Annotated in this window: 15 protein-coding genes; 6 read left to right on the forward strand and 9 right to left on the reverse strand. The window is 34.4% G+C overall.

The window, feature by feature from the left end; genetic code table 11:
• Positions 1 to 418 precede the first annotated feature (418 nt).
• Positions 419 to 2,854, forward strand: coding sequence for a helix-turn-helix domain-containing protein (locus VOI54_RS15870; RefSeq protein ID WP_326284070.1), 2,436 nt, complete (start codon positions 419 to 421; stop codon positions 2,852 to 2,854).
• Positions 2,855 to 2,863: 9 nt separating this feature from the next.
• Here the strand turns inward: VOI54_RS15870 and VOI54_RS15875 are convergent, their stop codons facing one another.
• Positions 2,864 to 3,736 (reverse strand): helix-turn-helix domain-containing protein, encoded by an 873-nt coding sequence (locus tag VOI54_RS15875; protein WP_326284071.1) that lies wholly within the window; start codon positions 3,734 to 3,736, stop codon positions 2,864 to 2,866.
• A 12-nt stretch (positions 3,737 to 3,748) separates the two neighbouring features.
• Positions 3,749 to 4,615, reverse strand: a complete 867-nt coding sequence (locus VOI54_RS15880; protein WP_326284072.1) for an AraC family transcriptional regulator — start codon at positions 4,613 to 4,615, stop codon at positions 3,749 to 3,751.
• A 179-nt stretch (positions 4,616 to 4,794) separates the two neighbouring features.
• Here VOI54_RS15880 and VOI54_RS15885 point away from each other — a divergent pair, with 179 nt between their 5' ends.
• The 5 genes from VOI54_RS15885 to VOI54_RS15905 all read left to right on the forward strand — a co-directional run bounded on the left by VOI54_RS15885 (position 4,795) and on the right by VOI54_RS15905 (position 12,707).
• Positions 4,795 to 8,037 carry a DUF1553 domain-containing protein gene (locus VOI54_RS15885; protein ID WP_326284073.1) on the forward strand — a complete coding sequence of 1,081 codons (3,243 nt, stop codon included), beginning with the start codon at positions 4,795 to 4,797 and terminating at the stop codon, positions 8,035 to 8,037.
• 11 nt (positions 8,038 to 8,048) lie between these two features.
• Positions 8,049 to 9,551: a DUF1501 domain-containing protein gene (locus tag VOI54_RS15890; RefSeq protein ID WP_326284074.1), complete on the forward strand. Its 1,503-nt coding sequence runs from the start codon at positions 8,049 to 8,051 to the stop codon at positions 9,549 to 9,551.
• A gap of 10 nt (positions 9,552 to 9,561) precedes the next feature.
• Positions 9,562 to 10,671 (forward strand): twin-arginine translocation signal domain-containing protein, encoded by a 1,110-nt coding sequence (locus tag VOI54_RS15895; protein ID WP_326284076.1) that lies wholly within the window; start codon positions 9,562 to 9,564, stop codon positions 10,669 to 10,671.
• A 14-nt stretch (positions 10,672 to 10,685) separates the two neighbouring features.
• Positions 10,686 to 12,077: a c-type cytochrome domain-containing protein gene (locus tag VOI54_RS15900; protein WP_326284077.1), complete on the forward strand. Its 1,392-nt coding sequence runs from the start codon at positions 10,686 to 10,688 to the stop codon at positions 12,075 to 12,077.
• A gap of 123 nt (positions 12,078 to 12,200) precedes the next feature.
• Positions 12,201 to 12,707, forward strand: a complete 507-nt coding sequence (locus VOI54_RS15905; RefSeq protein WP_326284078.1) for a DinB family protein — start codon at positions 12,201 to 12,203, stop codon at positions 12,705 to 12,707.
• A 2-nt stretch (positions 12,708 to 12,709) separates the two neighbouring features.
• Here VOI54_RS15905 and VOI54_RS15910 read toward each other — a convergent pair whose 3' ends face one another.
• The 7 genes from VOI54_RS15910 to VOI54_RS15940 all read right to left on the reverse strand — a co-directional run bounded on the left by VOI54_RS15910 (position 12,710) and on the right by VOI54_RS15940 (position 21,308).
• Positions 12,710 to 13,018 carry a DUF6095 family protein gene (locus tag VOI54_RS15910; protein WP_326284079.1) on the reverse strand — a complete coding sequence of 103 codons (309 nt, stop codon included), beginning with the start codon at positions 13,016 to 13,018 and terminating at the stop codon, positions 12,710 to 12,712.
• The gene (gene murQ, locus VOI54_RS15915) at positions 12,930 to 13,751 is read right to left on the reverse strand and encodes an N-acetylmuramic acid 6-phosphate etherase (RefSeq protein WP_326284080.1); all 822 of its coding nucleotides are present in this window, start codon (positions 13,749 to 13,751) and stop codon (positions 12,930 to 12,932) included. The genes VOI54_RS15910 and murQ overlap by 89 nt, the downstream gene beginning before the upstream one ends.
• A 27-nt stretch (positions 13,752 to 13,778) precedes the next feature.
• On the reverse strand, positions 13,779 to 15,239 hold the full coding sequence (locus VOI54_RS15920) for a TolC family protein (RefSeq protein ID WP_326284081.1): 1,461 nt from the start codon (positions 15,237 to 15,239) through the stop codon (positions 13,779 to 13,781).
• 100 nt (positions 15,240 to 15,339) lie between these two features.
• Entirely contained in the window at positions 15,340 to 16,698 is a 1,359-nt protein-coding gene (locus VOI54_RS15925; RefSeq protein WP_326284082.1) for an ABC transporter permease, read from the reverse strand.
• Positions 16,698 to 17,948 carry an efflux RND transporter periplasmic adaptor subunit gene (locus tag VOI54_RS15930; RefSeq protein WP_326284084.1) on the reverse strand — a complete coding sequence of 417 codons (1,251 nt, stop codon included), beginning with the start codon at positions 17,946 to 17,948 and terminating at the stop codon, positions 16,698 to 16,700. Before VOI54_RS15930 ends, VOI54_RS15925 begins: the two co-directional genes overlap by 1 nt.
• A gap of 161 nt (positions 17,949 to 18,109) precedes the next feature.
• Positions 18,110 to 18,928: a DUF4249 family protein gene (locus VOI54_RS15935; protein WP_326284085.1), complete on the reverse strand. Its 819-nt coding sequence runs from the start codon at positions 18,926 to 18,928 to the stop codon at positions 18,110 to 18,112.
• Positions 18,929 to 18,932: 4 nt separating this feature from the next.
• Entirely contained in the window at positions 18,933 to 21,308 is a 2,376-nt protein-coding gene (locus tag VOI54_RS15940) for a TonB-dependent receptor (protein WP_326284086.1), read from the reverse strand.
• Between the last annotated feature and the right edge of the window lie 32 nt (positions 21,309 to 21,340).

A 21,340-nucleotide genomic window follows, 5' to 3' on the forward strand; every position in this document is an offset into this window, starting at 1 on the left:
GTTAAGCCCATTAGCGCCGATGGTACTACACTCGTGGGAGAGTAGGTCGCTGCCTTTTTTGATACTGTATAATCAGTGTTTTTATAAATCCCGATTCTTTTTTAAGAATCGGGATTTTTTTTTGATTTAAATAAACTTATGAAACACTAATCTGGAGATACTAAAACTAAAATTCGCTTTTTGAAGCATCTAAATCGTGTAAGTGTTGTAATTACTTCCAAAGTAACTTCTCAAATTCTAATTCAGTATTTGATATAAGCATTTGAATCGTCGTAATCTATATTTTTAAGCAGATAATATACGGGAACGATAGTAGTAATGCCTTTTGTACTTGGCTTAAAAGCTTTTATTTTTCCTAAAAACCATCCAATTAAAACATGAGAATTAGTATATTCAAATTCTAATTGTTATCTGTTAAATGGTTGAAAATAAGGAACTGGAATTGGCATGGGCATTTGTGAATGACACAAACCGATCTATCTTTTTAACGGGAAAGGCAGGAACCGGTAAAACCACATTTTTACATCGTTTGAAACTGCACAGTTTGAAACGTATGGTAGTGGTGGCACCTACCGGTGTGGCTGCCATTAATGCCAAAGGTGTTACCATACATTCATTTTTTCAGATGCCGTTTGGTCCTATTTTGCCCGATACAGATTTGAATGCCTCAAAAGGATTTAATAGAAAATTTAGCAAGACCAAAATTAATATTATAAAGTCAATGGATCTTCTGGTTATTGATGAGATAAGTATGGTACGAGCTGATTTATTGGATGGTATTGATAGAACACTGCGTCGTTTTAGAAATAAAAATAAGGTGTTTGGTGGTGTACAAATATTAATGATAGGTGATTTGCAACAGCTCTCACCGGTAATTAAGGAGCAGGAGTGGGAGCTTTTAAAGCATGTATACAAAAATGGATTCTTTTTTAGCAGTCTGGCATTTCAACAGTGCAAGGCTATAACTATAGAATTAAAGCATATTTTCAGACAGGAGAATCCCCAATTTATTAAAATATTAAACGAAATCAGGAATAATACATTAACTGATGTGGCCGCTGCGGAATTGAATAGACGCTATATTCCTGATTTTACTCCAAAACCTGATGAGGGCTATATATCATTAACCACACATAACAATAAAGCAGAAGCAACCAATAGAACTGAGCTAGAGAAATTAAAGACAAAAACAGTTACATATACAGCAGAAGTAGATGGTAAATTTCCGGAGTATGCCTATCCCAATAAGGAGATTTTAGAACTAAAAGTAGGAGCCCAGGTCATGTTTGTGAAAAATGACAGTAGTCATGAGAAGCGTTATTTTAATGGGAAAATAGGTAAGGTTATTCATTTAGATGTTGATGAAGTAGTGGTTCATTGTCAGGATGATGATTTTAATATTATAGTTACATCAGAAATCTGGGAGAATATAAACTATTCGGTTGACCCTGAGACTAAAGCTATTGTTGAAGAGAAAATAGGCTCATACACCCAAATACCTCTGCGTTTAGCCTGGTCTATAACTATTCATAAAAGTCAAGGATTAACATTTGAAAAGGCTATTATTGATGCTCAGGGGGCTTTTGCACATGGGCAAACCTATGTGGCGTTAAGTAGGTGCAAATCATTAGAAGGTTTGGTATTGAAGAGTAAGATTCATTCAAATCAGATTATAAGTGATGGGAATGTGATGAGTTTTAATGCACAGGCAGAACAGAATGCTCCTGATGATTCAATTTTAGAAGATTCACAAAAAGATTTTCAGTTGGATTTGATTGCCGAGATTTTTGATTTTTATGAGTTTTTATATCCGCTAAGTAGAATTCTGGATATTTATTATAAGAACAGAACTGTGATTGAAGGCCCGGTTGAAAGCACATTTTTACTAATAAAGGACTGTATTACAGGTTTTTTAAAAGTGAGTAATGGGTTTAATAGTCAATTGAAACAACTTTCTGTAAATGAGAGCTTAGCTGAAGAAAGCGAACTGATTCAAGAACGTTTTAAAAAAGCGATTGATTACTTTAAGACTGAAACGGAAACTAAGATTGTGGAACCATTGAAGGCTTTTGCTTTTACTACAGATAATCAAACAGTAGGTGGGGAGGTTACCAAACATTTAGATACTTTTGAAGATTTTCTGGCTGTGAAGTTGCTTTATTTTAAAGGTTTGACTAATAGGTTTGAAACAAAACAGCTTTTGGAACTGCGAGCTAAATCAGTATTCATAGGTAAAGACAAGCCCAAAAAGGCCAGAAAAATGGTTATTGAAGGTACCAGTAATGTAGAATTGTTTGAAAAACTTCGTATACTAAGAAATGATATCGCTCAAGAGAAAGACTTAATTCATTACCAAGTGTTTACACAGAAAGCACTTTATGAAATGTGCGAAACTTTACCAACTACTAAAAACGAACTGTTAAAAGTTAATGGAATGGGGAAAACCCGGGTAGACAAATATGGCACTGCTATTTTAAAAGTTATTAGAATATATTGTGATGACCATGATATTGAAACGTCAGAAGAACCTGAAATTTTTGAAGTATTAAAACCTAAAAGAAAACGGGGAGATACCAAAAAAGAATCGTTGAGTTTATTTAACTTAGGGAAGTCTGCCCAACAAATTGCAAGTGAACGCGGGCTTAATGAGAATACAATATTTGGGCATTTGGCCAGTTTTATTCCTTCCGGAGAGGTTAAGGTAACCGATTTAATATCTGCAACGCATTATAAAGAGTTAAAAGCCCTCATACCAGGTAAAAAATTTGAGAACCTATCGGATCTAAAGCATCAGTTGGATGAGAAATACAGTTATGGAGAGCTGCGGTTAGTACTGGAAGACTTAAAAAACTAGAGGTGTTTTTTAAACAATGATGTCCTTGTGTTGTTGTTTTTTAAAATTGCTGGGTGTAATACCAGCTGTTTGCTTAAAAATTCGGGAAAAATGATTGTAGTTTTCAAAACCAATAATGGTTGAAATTCTTGTTAAAGAATAGTTAGTTGTTGAGATTAAAAGTATAGCGCGTTCAATTCTTTTGTTTTGGATATACTTGCTGGGGCGTAAACCAAATATTTTTTTGAAACGCCTTGAAAAATGATCTGTGCTCAAATGACAAAATTCTGCCAAACTTTTCACTGTAATATTTTGATTTAGGTTTTCTGAAATATGCTGTAAGACCTGATTTAAATTTGTAATAGGTGTTTTGTTATGAAAAATATCAGAGCCATCAAAAAACCTGGATAACAATGCCTTTAAAACTCCCTGTGTTTCTATAAAAGCACTGGAAGAAAGTTCTTTGTTTTTTTTCTCAAATTCTAATAATGTTTTATAGTTGTCATAATGCTTTGGAGCATTGTTAACCAAGGCTCTGTTCTGGTTTAAATCCAGTAACCTTTCAAACAGGATTTTATCAAGTGCATTAGCCTTTATCTGGTATTTAAAATTTGCAAAATTATAAATGGATAAGCTATTACCCAGTTCCTCAAAAAAGCTTATGTAATATTGTTCATGGTATAAATTGCATTTATAACTACTATAGGTATAACTGGGAATTAAGTACAAATAGCCCGGGATTAAATCATATTTAATATTATTGTGATAGACAAAGGCCTGGCCTTTAGTTATTAAATACAACCTGCTAAACGGACTAATTACATTATTAAAATCCCATTTATGATCCAGTTTAGCATAACCGGCATTGAGTAATTTAAGTTTTAATGATTGAAATTGATGCATGATATAACTATTCTAATAGAGTTGTTTTTTTCTAAACTGTGCCGGACTCATTCCTGTAATGGCTTTAAATTTTCTTGAGAAATAGGATATATTTTTCATACCAACCCTTTCGGCAATTTGATTTAAGCTATCTCTCGTGGTAAGTAATAAGAACTGAGCACGTTCTATGCGTTTTAGCTGTATATATTTATTAGGTGTTATTTCGTAGTTGGCAAAAAAACTTCTGGTAAAATGGTCGGGACTTAAATGACAATAATCAGCCAACGCCTTTACTGTAATTTCCTCATGGATATGTTTTCCAATATAAACCAAAACTTTGCTTAAATCTCCACTTTTAAAACCTATGGTGTTTCGTGTTGCTACATCTATATTTTCAATAAAACGGGAGAAAAGTATTGCTAGAATTCCTTGTGTTTCAATATCGTGATTTAATGATATACTACCTGCTTTATTATAATTATATAGAGAGTTATTAATGTGTGATTTGGGGTTTCTGTCTGTTACAACTTTTTTAGGATGTATTGCTATTAAGCGTTCAAAAAGGTCTATATCCGTTTGAACAGCCTTTACTTTGAATTTAAATTGTTTAATATTAAATATGGACATGCCAAATTTTATTTCTTCAAAAAATCCGGTATAATATTGCTCATGATAAGCATCGCAACCATAACTGTTATACGTATAACTTGGAACGAGGTACATATAGCCGGTCTCTAAATTAAATGTCTGATTTGTATGATGTAAATAAGCTTGTCCTTTTGTGACTAAAAATAATCTGACAAAAGGACTGATTACATTATCGTAATTCCATTTATTGTCCAGTTTTTCATACCCAACATGTAACATACTGAACTTTAAGTGATGTAGTAAATCATTCATTGTGTAATAAAATGTGTCAGGTGAATTATATTAATAATATGTAAAAATAGATTGTTTTGCGTTATTCTAAAAATATGAATATCGGAAATGTACATTTTTTAGCCTGATTTTAATAGGTGTTTTTTAGACATTAACTCTAATTTTGTAGCAATAGCAGAAACATTAAGTTAAACTAAGGTATGAGATTAAGTTTCCTAATATTGGTTACCCTGTTACTTTGTGCATGTAACAAAGTAGATTTGCCTGAATCGGTATATATAGAATATCAAAAACTTCCAAAAAAGGTAGACTTTAACCAGGATGTTAAACCCATTTTATCAGACAAGTGTTATTTGTGTCATGGGCCCGATAAAGACAATATAAAAGGAGGTTTACAATTACATACTGCAGAGTTGGCTTATGCTGAGCTGCCAGAAAGTCCAGGTAAAGTGGCTATAAAACCTAAAAATTTGTACAAAAGTGAGTTGTTTCATCGTATTTTTACAGATGACCCTAAGTTGATTATGCCAGAACCGGGTTCTCATCTAACCTTAAACGATTATGAAAAAGCCGTACTTGTAAAATGGATTGAAGGTGGAGCTGAATATAAAGACCACTGGGCCTTTTTAAAACCTGAAAATCAAGAACTACCTAAGGTGAAAAATGCAGATCAGGTGGGCAACCCTATAGATAATTTTGTATTGGAAGAATTGGAACCTCTAGGGTTAAAGCTTTCAGAAAAAGAAGATAAAGAGTTATTATTACGGAGAGTATCTATTGATTTAACAGGATTGCCACCTACAATTGAAGCATTGGAGGCCTTTTTAAAGGATGATTCACCAAATGCTTTTGAAAAACAGATAGATCGTCTTTTGGCATCACCCAAATATGGAGAACAACGTACTTTAGATTGGATGGACTTAGCAAGATATGCAGATACACATGGTTATAGTGTTGATTGGTATAGGGACGTTTCTCCGTGGCGCGATTGGGTTATTAAAGCCTTTAATGAAAATATGCCCTATGACCAGTTTATTCTATGGCAAATGGCTGGGGATATGCTGCCTGATGCAACTAAAGAACAGCGATTAGCTACTACATTTAATAGATTACATCCACAAAATCTTGAAGGCGGTATTATTGATGAAGAATTTCGTTCAGAATATGTGTCGGACAGGACGGTTGTTATGGGACAAGGTTTTCTGGGATTGACACTTGAATGTGCCAAGTGCCATGATCATAAATACGATCCCGTTTCTCAAAAAGACTATTACGAGATGTATAGTTTTTTCAATAATGTAGATGAAACCGGATTGATTCCTTGGGATTTAGCAACACCTGTTCCAGCTATGATGCTTCCTACTAAGGAGCAGGAAGGCGTTTTAGCTTATTTAGAAACGCTGGTTGACGACACTGAAGAACAAGTTGAAATAACCGCAGCTAAAGAACGTATAGAAGCAGAAAAATGGATCAATAACCAAGGTTATAAATCAATCCCAACATACAAAAAGCCAAAAGGGTTAATTGCTGCCTTTAATTTTGATAATGAAAAGCTTATCAATACCGCTGGCGGTAATGGAAAAAACAAAATAAGAATGCGTCAGCAATTTGCTGATAATGAAAAAGCCATTTACAAAAAGGGAGTTAAGGGAAAAGGGCTTTTTATGGATGGAGACACATGGCTTGATCTAGATAAAATTGGTATTTACCAAAGAAATCAACCTTTTTCCATAGGTATAGAAGTTTTTATACCTGAAGATTTAGAAACCGGGGTTATTTTTCATAAAATGAATGGACCTGAATTACATAGTTTTAGAGGTTATCATTTAAAACTAAAAGACAATAAAATAGAAGCGTTGTTAGCACATGTATATCCTGATAACGCTATTGTTATTGAATCTTTAAAAGACATACCAAAAGAAAAATGGGTACAGTTAACCATGACCTATGACGGTTCGAGCAAAGCAAATGGAGTACATATCTACATGGATGGGGAAAAGCTTGAAACCAAAACTGTTTTTGATAACCTTTATAAGGATATCATTTTTGATGGTTTAAGACTTTATGGAAAAGAAAGTCCAAAACTTGAACCGGGCTTACGTATTGGAGCTGTATGGAGAGGAAAAGGGATTGGAGGAGCTGTTGTAGATGATTTGCTGGTGTTTAATAAAGAACTTAGTGAATTTGAAGTTTTACAAATTTCAAACACTAATGCTTTAGAAGGGATTAAGAAAAAATCTTATGCAGATTTATCTGATGATGACAAGGAAAAACTTGTTAAATATTATTTATTAGTTAATTCTAAAACGTATCATAAAGCTCTTAAAAAACTGGAAAAGAACAGGCAGGCTTTAGTGGATAGTATTGAGCCTATTAAGCAAATTATGGTCATGAAAGAAAAGAAAACCCCAAGACAGGCTTATGTTTTAGACAGAGGGCAGTATGATGCTCCTAAAGATTCTGTGTTTCCAAATACACCCGAAAAAATATTTGCTTTTCCAGATAGTTTACCTAAAAACAGAATTGGTTTGACTAAATGGATTACACATAAAGACAATCCGTTAACGGCTCGAGTCACCGTAAACAGATATTGGCAAAATATTTTTGGAAAAGGCATTGTAAAAACTTCTGAAGACTTTGGTAATCAGGGAGAATTACCAAGTCATCCAAAACTTTTAGATTGGTTAGCTATAAAGTTTATGGAGTCTGGTTGGGATGTTAAGGCCTTACATAAACTTATAATGATGTCTAACACCTACCAACAGAGTAGTATAGCCAGTAATGAGTTAATGGAAATTGATCATGAAAATAAATTATTGGCCAGAGGACCTTCTAAACGATTATCAGGAGAAATGCTTCGTGATAATGCTTTATTTGCTTCAGGTTTATTAAGCGAAACTATTGGAGGAGAAAGTGTTTATCCGTATCAACCACCAGGATTATGGCGCGTTAGTGGAGGGACGTATACTACCGGAAAAGGAGAAGAACTATACAGAAGGAGCATGTATACTATATGGAAACGTACCGTTCCGCACCCCACTATTGCAACTTTTGATGTGCCATCAAGAGATTTATGTACTACAAGAAGACAAGAAACTAATACGCCATTACAGGCTTTAGTATTGTTAAATGATCCAACATTTGTTGAAGCTGCCAGGGTTTTAGGAAAGAAAATGGTTGAATATGATACCCTAAGTGAAGGCATTTCAGCAACATATAGAAAATTAACAGGAAGGCATATAAAACCAAATGAGCTTGAAATTCTGTCAGAGTTGCAAAAGTCTGAGTTTGAAAAATTCAAAAATAATAAGGCTAAAGCTCAGGGCTGGATCAGTATTGGCGAACATAAAATCGATCCTGATGATGATATGGCTTTGGTAGCAGCTAATGCAGTAGTAGCATCTACAATAATTAACTCAGATGCTTTTATAACAAAACGATAAAACAATTCATTATGTGTGATCATCATGATATATTAAGATCTAACAATAAAGATCTTCAAAATATTGAAAAGCAAATAGACCGAAGGCATTTTTTAAAGAAAACCTCTTTAGGTATTGGGGCTATGGCACTTGGTAGCTTGCTTAATGCTGAAAAGGCCTGGAGTTCTATTGGGAATTCTAATGGAGCAGTTGAGACTTTTACAAAAAACAAATTGGGCTTACCGCATCATTTACCAAAAGCTAAGCGTATTATTTATTTGTTTCAAAGCGGAGGGCCATCTCAATTAGATTTGTTTGATTACAAACCAAAATTGGTAGATATGTTTGGACAGGATTTACCGGAGTCTGTAATTGGAGGACAACGCCTAACGGGAATGAGTGGAAGTCAAAGTACCTTGCCTGTAGCACCATCTTTATTCAAGTTTAAACAATACGGAGAGTCTAGAGCCTGGGTGAGTGAAATTATGCCGCATTTATCAGAAGTAGTTGATGATTTGTGTTTTATCAAGTCTATGCAAACAGATCAAATTAATCATACACCGGCCGTAACTTTTATGCAAACGGGACATCAACTTCCCGGGCGTCCATCTATTGGTTCTTGGTTAAGTTATGGTCTAGGATCTGATAATGATAATCTGCCAACGTTTATAACCTTGATCTCTAAAAACGGAAATGGCCAACCTTTAAAGGCTGGTTTATGGGGAAATGGATTCCTGCCAACAGAGCATCAAGGTGTACAATTCCGTTCAGGAAAAGATCCAGTATTGTATTTGAATAATCCTGATAATTACGATGGAACTGATCGTAAAAAAATGCTGGATTATTTGGATAAGTTGAATTCTATTCAGCATGATGCCTATGGTGATCCGGAAATTCAAGCCAGAATGACCCAATATGAAATGGCGTATAGAATGCAAACGTCTATCCCTGAAGTAACAGATATATCTGATGAGTCAGACCATATTTTTGAGATGTATGGGAAAGACAGTAGAGACCCCGGAACTTATGCGGCCAATTGCTTAATGGCTAGGAAGTTGTTAGAAAAAGGGGTGAAATTTGTACAGTTATACCATCAGGGCTGGGACCAGCATATTGGTTGTCCAGGGGGTGTGAAAAATAAGGCCAGACAAACAGATCAAGCTACAGCGGCTTTAATTAAAGATTTAAAGCAACGCGGGATGCTTGATGATACGCTTGTAATTTGGGGAGGTGAATTTGGTAGGACTGTGTATTCGCAAGGTCAATTAACTAAGAAGAACTACGGTAGAGACCATCACCCAAAAGCTTTTACCATGTGGATGGCCGGTGCAGGTATCAAACCCGGATTTTCTTATGGCGAAACAGATGATTTTAGCTACAATGTAACAAAAGATCCAGTGCATGTTCATGATTTTCATGCCACATTATTACACCTGTTTGGTGTAGACCATGAACGATTAACTTTTAAGCATCAGGGGAGGCGCTACAGGCTGACCGATGTTCATGGTCACGTTGTAAAAGACCTCCTAACTTAAAAAATATATCATGTCTACAAGAAGAAACTTTTTAAAAACAACAGGGTTAGCAAGTGCAGCCTTGGCTGCAACACCTTCATTTGGTTTTACCATTATTAATAAAAACAAACCCACTGCTGATGTTATTTTAGGCCATGGAGATTATCAGTATAGACTTATTAAAGACTGGGCTCAAATAGGCCATGTGAATGTACCACTATTAAATTGTCATGAGATGATGATGGATAGTAAAGGTAGATTGATTATGATTGGAGACCATCCAAAAAATAATGTGCTGATTTTTGATAAATCCGGCAAGTTACTTGATTATTGGGGTACCGCCTATCCAGGAGGACATGGGTTGACTGTTTCAAATGAAGGAGATGAAGAGTTTTTGTTTTTAGCTGATTCAGGGTGGTATTTAAATAAACTTGGTAAATGGATAAAGCACAACGGACGAATTACCAAAACCAGGTTAGACGGTAGAGTAGTCTTTGATATTGGACACCCGGTAACTATTGGAATCTATAAACCTGACGAAGATTTTTGTCCAACAGAAACAGCAGTAGGCCCTAATGGGGATATTTATGTGGCGGATGGGTATGGTCTGAGTAGAATTATTCAATATGATGCTAACGGAAGATACATTCGCCATTGGGGAGGGAGTGATAATCCGGATCCTAATTATAGATTAGTGAGTGCGCATGGGGTAGCTATTGATTATAGAGAAAAAGGTAATCCAATGGTCGTGTGTACATCACGTTCAGAACAATGTTTTAAATATTTTACATTAGATGGTAAGTATGTCAAAACGGTAAAGATGCCTAATATGTCTGTTTGTAGAGCCGTTTTTGATGACAATAATCTATATGCCGGTGTGTGTTGGTCACAGCCAAAAGTGGGGAAGACAACCTGGAAAGATCATACAGGTTTTGTTACTATTATGGAAGGAGATAAAGTGATATCTAATCCAGGTGGCACCGAGCCAATTTATAAGGATGGTGTTTTACAAAAATCATATCAATTAGAGAATAAACCTATTTATCATGGACATGATGTATGCATAGATGAAGATAAAAATCTATATATATGTCAGTGGAATGCTAATCATACTGCGCCTTATAAGCTAGAGCGCGTATAAAGAATTTATGTTTTATGAATGAAGCACCAGATTTTATATTGTTTTTAGGCCGGTTCCATCCGTTAATAGTACATCTTCCCATAGGATTCTTGTTTTTTGCTTTTCTATTGGAATTGGCTGGTAGAAAGAAAAAGTATGAATCACTTACGTTAGCAATTCCATTTGCTTTGTTTTTGGGGTTTATAACAGCATTAGTAGCCTGTGTTTTAGGTTATTTTCTTTCATTAAGTGGGGACTATGACCCATTGATGCTGGACAATCATTTTTGGTTTGGCATAATAACAACCATAATAGTTTTATTGGCATGGTTGATTAGAACTGAAAAAATTTTAATAGGTAAGTTAAAAGGAGTAAAAGCTAATATTTCGGTTTTAACACTTGTTGTGATATTGCTTAGCATCACTGGGCATTACGGTGGTAATTTGACTCATGGCAGTGATTATTTAATAAAATATCTTCCGTTTAATAAAAAAGAAAAGAAAGTTCTGGTTCCTGTTGAAAAACTTGAAGATGCCGTTGTTTTTGATTACCTGGTGGAACCTATATTAGATAATAAATGTACAAGTTGTCATAATGGAAGTAAGAAAAAAGGAGGGCTGTCTCTTGTAGATTCACTTTCTATTATGAAAGGAGGAAAAGGGGGAGACGCTCTGATAGCGGGTAATTCATCAAAGTCAGAAATAATCAAGCGTGTAATGCTTAATCCGGAACACGATGATTTTATGCCACCGGATGGGAAGACACCCTTAACTGATGAAGAAATTACAATTTTACAATATTGGATTAACAATGCAAATGCTGATTTTAATACCAAAGTAGTAGCAGTAGATACTCCGGAAGATGTATATCATATTGCTTCCAGTTTATTGGGAATTAAAGGTGGCTCCAAAAAGGGAACGGTAGACTTACCTAAGGTATCACAGATAGATGATTCTATTCTTCAAGACCTGATCTCTGAAGGATTTAATATAAGAGAATTGGTTTTTGATTCAAATGTGTATGAGGCTGTTCTTCCTCCACATAATATGATAAAAGGGACTAAAGGTTTAAGGGTAAAGTTAGAAAAGCTTTCTAAAATCAAGGATAATATTATTTGGCTATACATTGAAGATAATGAACTTAATGATAAGCATATGGAGGTTATAGCTTCCTTTACTAATTTACAAAAGCTTATAGTGAACAGAAATAAAATTACTGATGCCGGAGTTAAGCTGTTTGAAAATCATACCAGTTTGTTGAGTTTAAATATTTATGATAATAAAATAGCAAAAACGAGTTTGGAAAGTTTTTCTAAGATGAAGAACTTACAAAAAGTCTATGCTTGGCAAACGGATATAACACAAAAAGAATTAGATGATTATCTAAATTATGAAGAATTTCCTGATGTGATTTTAGGAAGCAAATAAGAGATAATATTGTTAAGGCATTTAGTAGTTTTTAACTTTAAGAATAATTGTGTAAGGAAAAGCTTGTTGCAAGACTAAAGCCAAATAATTTTTAATTCAAATTATTTGGTTAAATTAGTGTCCATGAACATTATTATTCAATCTACTTTAAAAACATTACAAAAGTCTCAGGTTTTATTAAATTTAATATCCAATGAGCAATTGTGTGATGCATCAGTTTCTCCTTATTATTCCAGTATTGGATCGCATATACGCCATATTTTAGATTTTTACGATTGTCTATTTACAACAAATTCTGAAGGCAAAATAGATTTAACGGCCAGGAGTAGAAATAAGACTGTAGAATCCGATTGCGAATGTGCTCAGAATTACTTAAAATCTGTAATAGATCAATTAAATACAGCTAAATTTAATATGAATGATATAGTTGAGGTTATTGATAATTTAGGCTTGGGGAAAACTGAAATACCATATACATACGGAGCGTTACTGGCACAAGCTAATAGTCATACCATTCATCACTACGCCATTATTAACTATATTTTTGATAGCTTAGGTGTTACACTTGACGATTCAGATTTTGGTTACAATCCAACAACTCCCAAGCAAACTCCAACTCCAATAAATTAAGTTTATTTTTTTTTAAACATGCTGTCCAGAATGGTATTAATACCTTTGAAGGCAAAAAACATAGCTAGGCAACAAATAATTATGGCTATGGCCAATAAGAGGATGTATAAGCTCCTATCTTGGTTGGTAAGGGACACATAAACTAGTGTAGGTCCCAAAAACATACACGCCAATGATATCGCCATTAATTTTATTCCTTTAAAGAGAACCTCCTTGTTTGTTCTATGTGTTTCCATTTGAATAATTTTGGATAGCTGCGCGTACACTTTTATATTTTTGAAGCAGTTCATCAGCTTCTTCTTGAGAAACATCAAGCGCGTTCATAATCATTTTAGTCCCGCGGTCAACTAATTTGTTATTGCTTAGTTGCATATCTACCATTTTATTTCCCTTTATATGCCCAAGTTGTATCATTGTAGATGTGGTTATCATATTAAGAACTAATTTTTGTGCTGTGCCTGCTTTCATTCTAGAACTGCCGGTAACAAACTCCGGGCCTACAATAACTTCAATAGGGTATTGGGATACTTGAGATAACGGACTGTTTTTATTACAGGTAATACAACCGGTAATGATATTGTTTTTGTTACACATTTCAAGAGCAGAAATCACATAAGGCGTTGTACCGGATGCAGCAATGCCTATCACCACATCATCTGTATTAATGTTATACGCTTTTAAATCTTTCCAGCCTTGAGTAGTAGAGTCTTCAGCGAATTCTACGGCTTTTCTAATGGCAGAATCGCCCCCGGCTATGAGCCCGATTACCAGTTCATGCGAAACACCAAAAGTAGGCGGGCATTCTGAGGCATCAACAATTCCTAGTCTACCACTGGTACCAGCACCCATATAAAACAAGCGTCCACCTTGTTTTAGTTTATCAACTATTTGAAAGACTAATGCTTCTGTTTGTGGAAGAGCCTTTTCTACGGCATAAGGCACCGTTTTGTCCTCGTTGTTAATATTTAGCAAGAGCTCTGAAATACTCATCTTTTCAAGATGGTCGTAGTTTGAATCCTGTTCGGTAGTTTTAGTGAAACTCATAGTTCAAAAATATGAATTAAAAGCTATTTAGTTATAAAGAATGTCTTCAACTTCTATTTTTTTGTCATTTATAAAATCGTAAAGCGTAAGCTGCCTTAAAATATAATAATCAACCCAAAAACCTTCAAGGGAATTTAAATACCTTACAAAAGCTTGATCTTTATTTTCTTGACTTATGTTTAAATCAGTAATTGTTACTTTTCCTAATACATATCTCTTTTTTGTTATCTCATAACTCTTTCCGGCAATTTCCATAGCCTTTTCAGCTGTGACTAAAAAGTCCCTTTTGCTAGACCAGTTTAAAACATGAAGATAAATCTCCTGTTCAAATGCCTGTTCGTCCTGAGAAATATTATTCTTTGTTAAATCTAAATTGGCCTCAGCCATTCTGCGTTCTGATTTTGACACGCCCCAATCAAAAATAGGAATCCCTAGGTTTAATGACACAAATTGCTGTTTGTTGTAATTGTTAAAAAGATTATTAAAATCATCTCCATTTTGTGATATACCCAAATTAGCAACCAAGCTCATTTGAAGCCTGTTGTTACCTTTTGCCCTAGCTACCTCATTTTCTGCTTGAAGTCTTTTTCTTCTAAATTCAATTACAGCTTTCCTGTTGGCCTGAGCCTCTTTTAATGCTTTTTCGGTATTGACCTCAAAAAGAGCCAAATCACTTGGTATTGCTAATTCAATATTTTCACTCTCCAATTCCAGATACCTTGCTATATTTTGAGATGTTCGCTTTAAATCTATGGTATTGGTAGTAACGTTATTCTTAGAGTTTAAAAGGGATAATTCCATTTGCAATAGTTCGTTTTCAGCAATTTTCCCCATTTTGAAACGTCCCTTTGAAATTTGATATAAGGTGTCCTGATTGGATAAATTCTGTTCAGCAATTTTAAGCTGCATTTGGGCTTTTAATAAGCTGAAATAACGCCTACAGGTATTTATTGAAATTTGTTCCATACTCTCAATAAAATCTCTTTTAGATTCTTCAAAGATTAGAGGCTCAATTTTTTTATCCCATTTGAATTGGTTGTAAAAAAGTGAATTTTGATTATAGCGGATTGAAAATGGGATTACCGAATAGTTTGTAAAATTTTCGTCACCATAAAGATCTACTTTTTCTAAATTAGAATATAGAGAAAGCGTACCACCAGTATATGGAATGTTTTGAGATACAGATACCCTGCCCGATAAGAATAATTGGTTTTGGCTAACAAAAACGTCTTGACCATTATCATTTGTTTGCCTTTTAATAGAATTGCTATACTCCGGCAATGTAGCATCAAGCCTGAGTTGAGGTAAAAAACGAGCTTTATAGTTTCTATATCTCCAAAAACTGGATTGATTTCTATTTAGGTTTATTTTATAATCAGGAGATTGTTTTTGAGCCGTTGTAATAGCCTCTTTCAATGTTATTTTTTTGGTCTGCCCAAAAGATATTAAGGGAAGAATAACAAGTAATGCCATGAATAATTTTTTCAAACTTTAAGTCTTTTAGTGATTGATAAATGTTGTCATTATTAGATTATTACATTATGTTTTCTAGAACTAGTATGTTTTAACAGGTGCCTAATTAATGCCTTTAATCAGCCCTTAATGCCTCAATTGGTTTTTTGTTGGCTGCAGATTTAGCAGGTAAAATTCCAAAAATTAATCCGACTAAAACAGCAATAAAAAAGGAAATTAATATAGAGTTTAATGAAAGAATAGTTTCAATTCCAGATGCAATTTCAATAGCATATGCGCCAATAATACCGACTATAATTCCAATAATACCTCCTCCTACGCTAATAAGCACGGATTCTGATAAAAACTGTAAAATAACATCTTCCTGTTTTGCACCAATAGCTCTAATTATTCCAATTTCTTTAGTACGTTCCAGCACTGAGGCTAACATAATATTCATGATGCCAATACCCCCAATTAATAGTGAAATACCTGCAATTATGCTTAAAACTATATTAAAGATTTGCTTTGTTTTTTGTTGTTGTTTTAATAAATGAATGGGTATTGTGATTTCAAAATCAAGAACACCATTATGTCTTCTTTTTAGCATTTTACTCAAAACCTCAGCCGTAGCTTTTAGTTGGTTGGTGTTTGAAACTTGTACCGTGAGCTTGTCAATTTGGTGATAGTTACCTCTTGGAATTCGTTTTTTTGGACCATTTTGGTTTCTACTACTGCTAACATTATAGTTATCGGTAATTATTTTTCGATCTTTATAGCGCACTAAAAATGTTTTAATGGGAATAAAAATGTCTTGGTTCAAATCGCGTATACCAAGGTTCTCCTGGGCTTTATCAGAGATTAATTTTTCTTCAATAATACCGATTACCTGAAGCCAGACATCTTTAACTTTTATGTGTTTGCCCAATGCACTTTCTCCGGTAAAAAGTTTTTTTTCAACCTTTCTTCCAATAATACATACCGGAAGCGCATTATTGATCTGATATTCGGAAAACGACTTACCTTGCTCAATATTAATGTTGGATGACTCAAAAAAGAAAGGTGTAACCCCAATGAGTTTTACTGAGTTTTGTTTCCCGTTGTTAATGACGTAGGTGTTTAGAATAATCTCGGGGCTAATCATTTTAACACCCGGGATATTTTTTTTAACATTTTGGGCGTCTAAAATATCTAAACCTTTAGAGAACCTTTTGGGCTCGTTGTTATTTTCGTTCTCAATATCGTCATCACTTTTGTCTGGATCTTTTTCATCAGGAATGGGCGTGATAACAATGTTGTTGACTCCAACCAATTCCAGTTGTGATAATATTTCCTTTTCGGCTCCATTACCAATGGCAAGCATTGTAATAACTGCTGCAACACCAAAAATAATTCCCAGTGCCGTTAAAAAGGTTCTAAATTTGTTGGTTTTAATTACCCTAAAAGCTTCAGTGAAGTTTGATTTTAACTTTTCTAAAAGTACTTTGTCTATCATTAGTTGCTAAGTAGTTTTATACTTTTATCTTCTGTATCTTCAGGTTTATTTAAATAGACAATTTCGTTTTCTGACAGCCCCTTGGTTATTATAACATCGCTGTTGTTTGATAAACCTAGTTCCACTTGCTTTTTTTGAATGGAATATCCGGATTTTACATAAGCAAAGCTTATAGAATCCTTGGTGAAAATAGCCTCCAAAGGTACCATCAAAACATTGTCCTCCTCATGAGTCAATATTTTGTTTGACGTAGTCATTCCGGGTCTGATGTTAGAGTTGATCTCATTTAACTTAATTAAAACCTGAAACAACTTTATATCTGATCCTCTTTTGTTTTCTCCTACATTGGCAACATCGGTTACAATACCTTTCAATTCAATATCTGGAAAAGCATCAAAGCCAACGGTCACGGTAAGCCCCTTTTTTATTTTTCTAATGTCCACTTCATTACTATAGGTTTTGGATTCCATTTTTGTTAAATCTGGTAAACTGGCAATGGCCGGCTCCCAAGGAGAAATTGTAGAACCTACCTTTTTTTTAGTGCCATTCCAATCCTTTACGTAGGTAACCATGCCTTCATCTTCAGAATAGATAGTAAACTCATTTTGGAGTGCAGTTAGTTCCTCAATTTTCTTTTTAATTTTTGAAACCTCAGTACCAACCTGTATCATTTTTGCATTGGCCTGTTTTTTCTTTATAAAGTAATCTTCTTGTTTTTCCCTTAGGTCTCTTTCATTCTTTTCAATTTGTATTTCAAGCTTTCTAATTGTGGCGGGTGGTTCGTAAACTGAGCGTGTTAACTCAAGTTTGTTTTCTTCAATGCTGAACAATAAGTCTTTTATCTTATTTCGTTCTTGTTTTAAAGTAAGGGTGGTGTCAAGTTTTTGTTGGGTGTACTTAGATTCTGCACTTTCAAGATTGAGCATGGCATCATTGATCTTTCCATTAATTTCAGACACGTCTAACTTTCCAATATATCCACCTTTTTTAACAACCGTACCTTCCGGTACCAAATCCTGTATTTTTAGTTGGTAAATATTAAATCTTCTGGCATTAATGGGACCGTTGATTTTTTTTGAGCTTGTAGACTGTGCTTCCCCAGAAATAATAACCTCATTTATAAACTTACCTTTTATAACTTGTGTAGTAATGGGCTTGTTTTCTTCATTATTGCTCCCAAAGAGAGAATAGGATAAGGCAATAACAAAAATAGCCACACCTGCAATGATTAATTTTTTTTTTGATGTCATTATGTCAAGATTGATTGCTTCAACCAAAATTAAATGCTAAAATGCTAAGAATAAGTTAATGAAATCATAAAAAACTCATAGTTTATGTATGATATTACTTAAACGAAGAAGTGTGATAAATATTACATTTATACGTTCTGTGGTCTTTATGTTGTGAACTTTTACTTAACAGTATATGTAAACACGTCAGTTTCGGTAACTCTAAAATAACCTAGGGGAAAGTTGCTCGGATTGGTTTGGTTGATACAATTACCTCTAACTGTTGCCGGCTGAGTTTCAAAAGGGTCGCCTGAATCTTCATCTGTTTGTTGAAGTAGAATATTAATAAATTGATAGGTGCGTTCTGAAATACCGGAATTTCTTATAATTAATTCATCACCTGTTTCAAGGTCTTCATCAGAATAAAATGCAAATATTTGATTTCCATCGGTGAATTCATCGTCATAAACTTCTAAGCTCAAGGTGTTTTTATTTGTCACCAGAAACTCAAATAAATAGAAGTTTTCAATGCCGGGAGGATCGGTATAAAATGCTTTTATTTCGATCTCTTCTCCGGAAAAACCACCATCATCTTTTTGTTCAACAAAATCAATAGGAACAACAGCGTATAACCTTTCGGTTGCCGTATAAGTTTCATTGTTATAAATGATAGAGAGATTGTATATACCATCAATTTCAGGTATGAAGTTGTTGTTTATGTAGAGCCCTGTATTGTTGTCTTCAATAAAATTAAAAGTATTGTTTTTGGAGTCTGTAACGGTAACGGTAGCACCGGTTGCCGGCGGAATTTCACTGTCAAAATAAGGGGCGGAAAGTGTTAGTCTTATAAATTGGTTATTACCGCTTGTACCTTTAATCCAGTTTAAGGACGCATCTATCACCAATTTAGGGTCGGTGGTATTTAATTCAACATCAATAACATCTTGGCATGATGTTATTAAAAGTAGTCCCAATAATAAGATGTGTTGTAGCTTTTTCATCCTCTTAAAGCTTAAAATTATAAGATACCGATGGGACAATACCAAAAATTGATAATCGTGTGGCTTCGTTCATACCGGTCTCCTGACTTTGTCCAAAAGAAATGGATGCTGCATTTCTCCTGTTATAAATATTATAAATGCCAAATACCCAATAACTTTGCCAGCCTTTTCTTTTATTTGGCTTTGGAGTATAATTCAAAGCCATATCTAATCTGTGGTAGGCAGGCAGCCTGTCTGAATTTCTTCCACTAAAATTGGGGACGTTAAGTCCATTATATTCATACTGACTATTTGGGAAGGTAGTTGGTTGACCGGTTTGAAATAAAAAATTGATATTGATTTTCCATTTTTTACTCCAGTTATAACTTCCGGTAAATGAAATATCATGAGTTTTATCAAATGGTGTTTTGTACCAATCACCATTATTTATACCGGTTTCAAAAGGTGTTCTGCCTGGAGTTTGTTGCTCAGACCTTGATAGGGTATAGGCTAACCATCCTTTAAACCGACCTTCATTTTTTCGGAGTAACATTTCTAATCCATAAGATCTTGACCGACCATTTAAAATGACTTGTTCAATGGCATTATTAGCAATTAAATCGGCTCCGTCTATATAATCGATTCTGTTTTTTACAGTTTTATAAAAACTTTCCAATTCTAAAGAATAGGTATTGTTACTAAAGTTTTTAAAGAAGCCAATGGCATACTGGTCAAGCAGCTGAGGTTGTACATATTTACCGCTGGGTGTCCATATGTCTAATGGAGTTGGAGAATTGGTGTTAGATAACAGGTGCAAATACTGGTTCATTCTGTTGTAACTCAATTTCACCGAATTTTTAGAATTAAGCTGATAGGCAAAAGATATTCTGGGCTCCAGATTAAAAAAGCGGGCTATAACTTCACTGCGTTTAAAGGTCTCAACACCAATAGGAGTTGCTTTTTCATAGATTTGAAAATCTTCATTAAATACTACAGCCTGATCATTTTCATAAATATTTAGTTCATCCTGACCAAGTCTGTGGAAGGCACTAAGCCTGGCGCCATAGGACAGCGCAAATTTATCTGAAACTTTGTGCTCAACATCCAGGTAAATGGCATTCTCAAAGGCATATTTATCTATCAATTTAAAAGGGTTTATACCTGATGTGGGAACCGTAGGCTTTATATCTCCGGGGTTAAACTTGTAATAAATACTGTTTAACCCATATTGGAGTTTTATGTGTTGACTCAGGTAATGTTTAAGATCATATTTAAGGTTGAAGTTTCTAATTCCTGAAACCCAATCAAATTCAACAAAATTGAGCTTTAGATCATAATCATAATCTGAATAGATCAAGGACAGGTTGGAAAAGAGTTTGTCTGAAAACAGGTGGTTCCATCTAAAATTTAAGACGGCATTTCCATAGGAGTTTTCAAAGGTGTCTTCAATACTAAAAACATCTCTTCCAAAATACCCAGAGAGATATATACTATTTCTGTTGTTTAGTTTATAGCTTAGTTTTGTGTTTAAGTCGTAGAAATAAGCAATATTGTCAATATCAAAAAGGGGTAAGAATAAATGCGCATAGCTAGACCTTCCTCCAAAAAGAAAAGAACCTTTATCTTTTTTAAGAGGGCCTTCTGCGAGTAATCGGCTTGAAACAAGTCCAATACCACCGTTTATATGAAATGCTTTGCTATTACCTTCTTTCTGATAAATGTCTAAAACAGAAGATACACGCCCACCATATCTGGCAGGAATCCCTCCTTTATAAAGTCTTAAGTCTTTAATAGCATCGGGGTTGAATACAGAAAAGAAGCCAAATAGGTGAGAGGAGTTATAAATGATGGCTTCATCCAGAAGAATTAAATTTTGATCTGCTGAACCACCTCTAACATTGAACCCTGAAGCACCTTCACCGGCATTGGTAATTCCCGGAAGTAATGTGATAGCTTTGATTATATCCGATTCCCCTAAAACAACAGGGATATCTTTAATGGTTCCTGAGGTGAGCTTATTTACGCTCATTTGAGGAGTCTTGATGTTAAGTTTTTCAATGTTTTCGGTTATAACTATGGCATCTAAACTTTCAAGTTCGTCCACTAAGCTGTAGTCTCTGGTAATGTTTTCAGTCAGGCTTATAGTCTCTGTTTGTGCGGCAAACCCTAAATAACTTATAACAATGTTATATGTGCCTTTTGGTAATGTTATTGAGTAAAATCCATACTCATTGGTTGTAGTACCTGTCTGTATTTCAGGAAATATGACGTTTACGCCAATAAGGGTTTCATTACTTTTTTTTTCGGAGATAGTACCACTTAATGTGAATTTATCCTGAGCATTTCCAGGGATCAGATTTAAACAAAGGGTAAGTGTAAGCCAAGAAAGAATATGTTTCATCTATTGGGAGCTGTTAAATGATTGGTCATCTC

The sequence above is a fragment of the Alterotamlana spongicola genome, assembly GCF_035818475.1.
Taxonomy (GTDB): domain Bacteria; phylum Bacteroidota; class Bacteroidia; order Flavobacteriales; family Flavobacteriaceae; genus Cognatitamlana.

What these genes read in the sequence shown, in the direction of transcription:
- VOI54_RS15870 (WP_326284070.1), top strand. Translation starts at nt 419, where the DNA reads ATGGTTGAAAATAAGGAACTGGAATTGGCATGGGCATTTGTGAATGAC.
- VOI54_RS15875 (WP_326284071.1), bottom strand. Translation starts at nt 3,736, where the DNA reads ATGCATCAATTTCAATCATTAAAACTTAAATTACTCAATGCCGGTTAT.
- VOI54_RS15880 (WP_326284072.1), bottom strand. Translation starts at nt 4,615, where the DNA reads ATGAATGATTTACTACATCACTTAAAGTTCAGTATGTTACATGTTGGG.
- VOI54_RS15885 (WP_326284073.1), top strand. Translation starts at nt 4,795, where the DNA reads ATGAGATTAAGTTTCCTAATATTGGTTACCCTGTTACTTTGTGCATGT.
- VOI54_RS15890 (WP_326284074.1), top strand. Translation starts at nt 8,049, where the DNA reads ATGTGTGATCATCATGATATATTAAGATCTAACAATAAAGATCTTCAA.
- VOI54_RS15895 (WP_326284076.1), top strand. Translation starts at nt 9,562, where the DNA reads ATGTCTACAAGAAGAAACTTTTTAAAAACAACAGGGTTAGCAAGTGCA.
- VOI54_RS15900 (WP_326284077.1), top strand. Translation starts at nt 10,686, where the DNA reads ATGAATGAAGCACCAGATTTTATATTGTTTTTAGGCCGGTTCCATCCG.
- VOI54_RS15905 (WP_326284078.1), top strand. Translation starts at nt 12,201, where the DNA reads ATGAACATTATTATTCAATCTACTTTAAAAACATTACAAAAGTCTCAG.
- VOI54_RS15910 (WP_326284079.1), bottom strand. Translation starts at nt 13,018, where the DNA reads ATGTTTCTCAAGAAGAAGCTGATGAACTGCTTCAAAAATATAAAAGTG.
- murQ (WP_326284080.1), bottom strand. Translation starts at nt 13,751, where the DNA reads ATGAGTTTCACTAAAACTACCGAACAGGATTCAAACTACGACCATCTT.
- VOI54_RS15925 (WP_326284082.1), bottom strand. Translation starts at nt 16,698, where the DNA reads ATGATAGACAAAGTACTTTTAGAAAAGTTAAAATCAAACTTCACTGAA.
- VOI54_RS15930 (WP_326284084.1), bottom strand. Translation starts at nt 17,948, where the DNA reads ATGACATCAAAAAAAAAATTAATCATTGCAGGTGTGGCTATTTTTGTT.
- VOI54_RS15935 (WP_326284085.1), bottom strand. Translation starts at nt 18,928, where the DNA reads ATGAAAAAGCTACAACACATCTTATTATTGGGACTACTTTTAATAACA.
- VOI54_RS15940 (WP_326284086.1), bottom strand. Translation starts at nt 21,308, where the DNA reads ATGAAACATATTCTTTCTTGGCTTACACTTACCCTTTGTTTAAATCTG.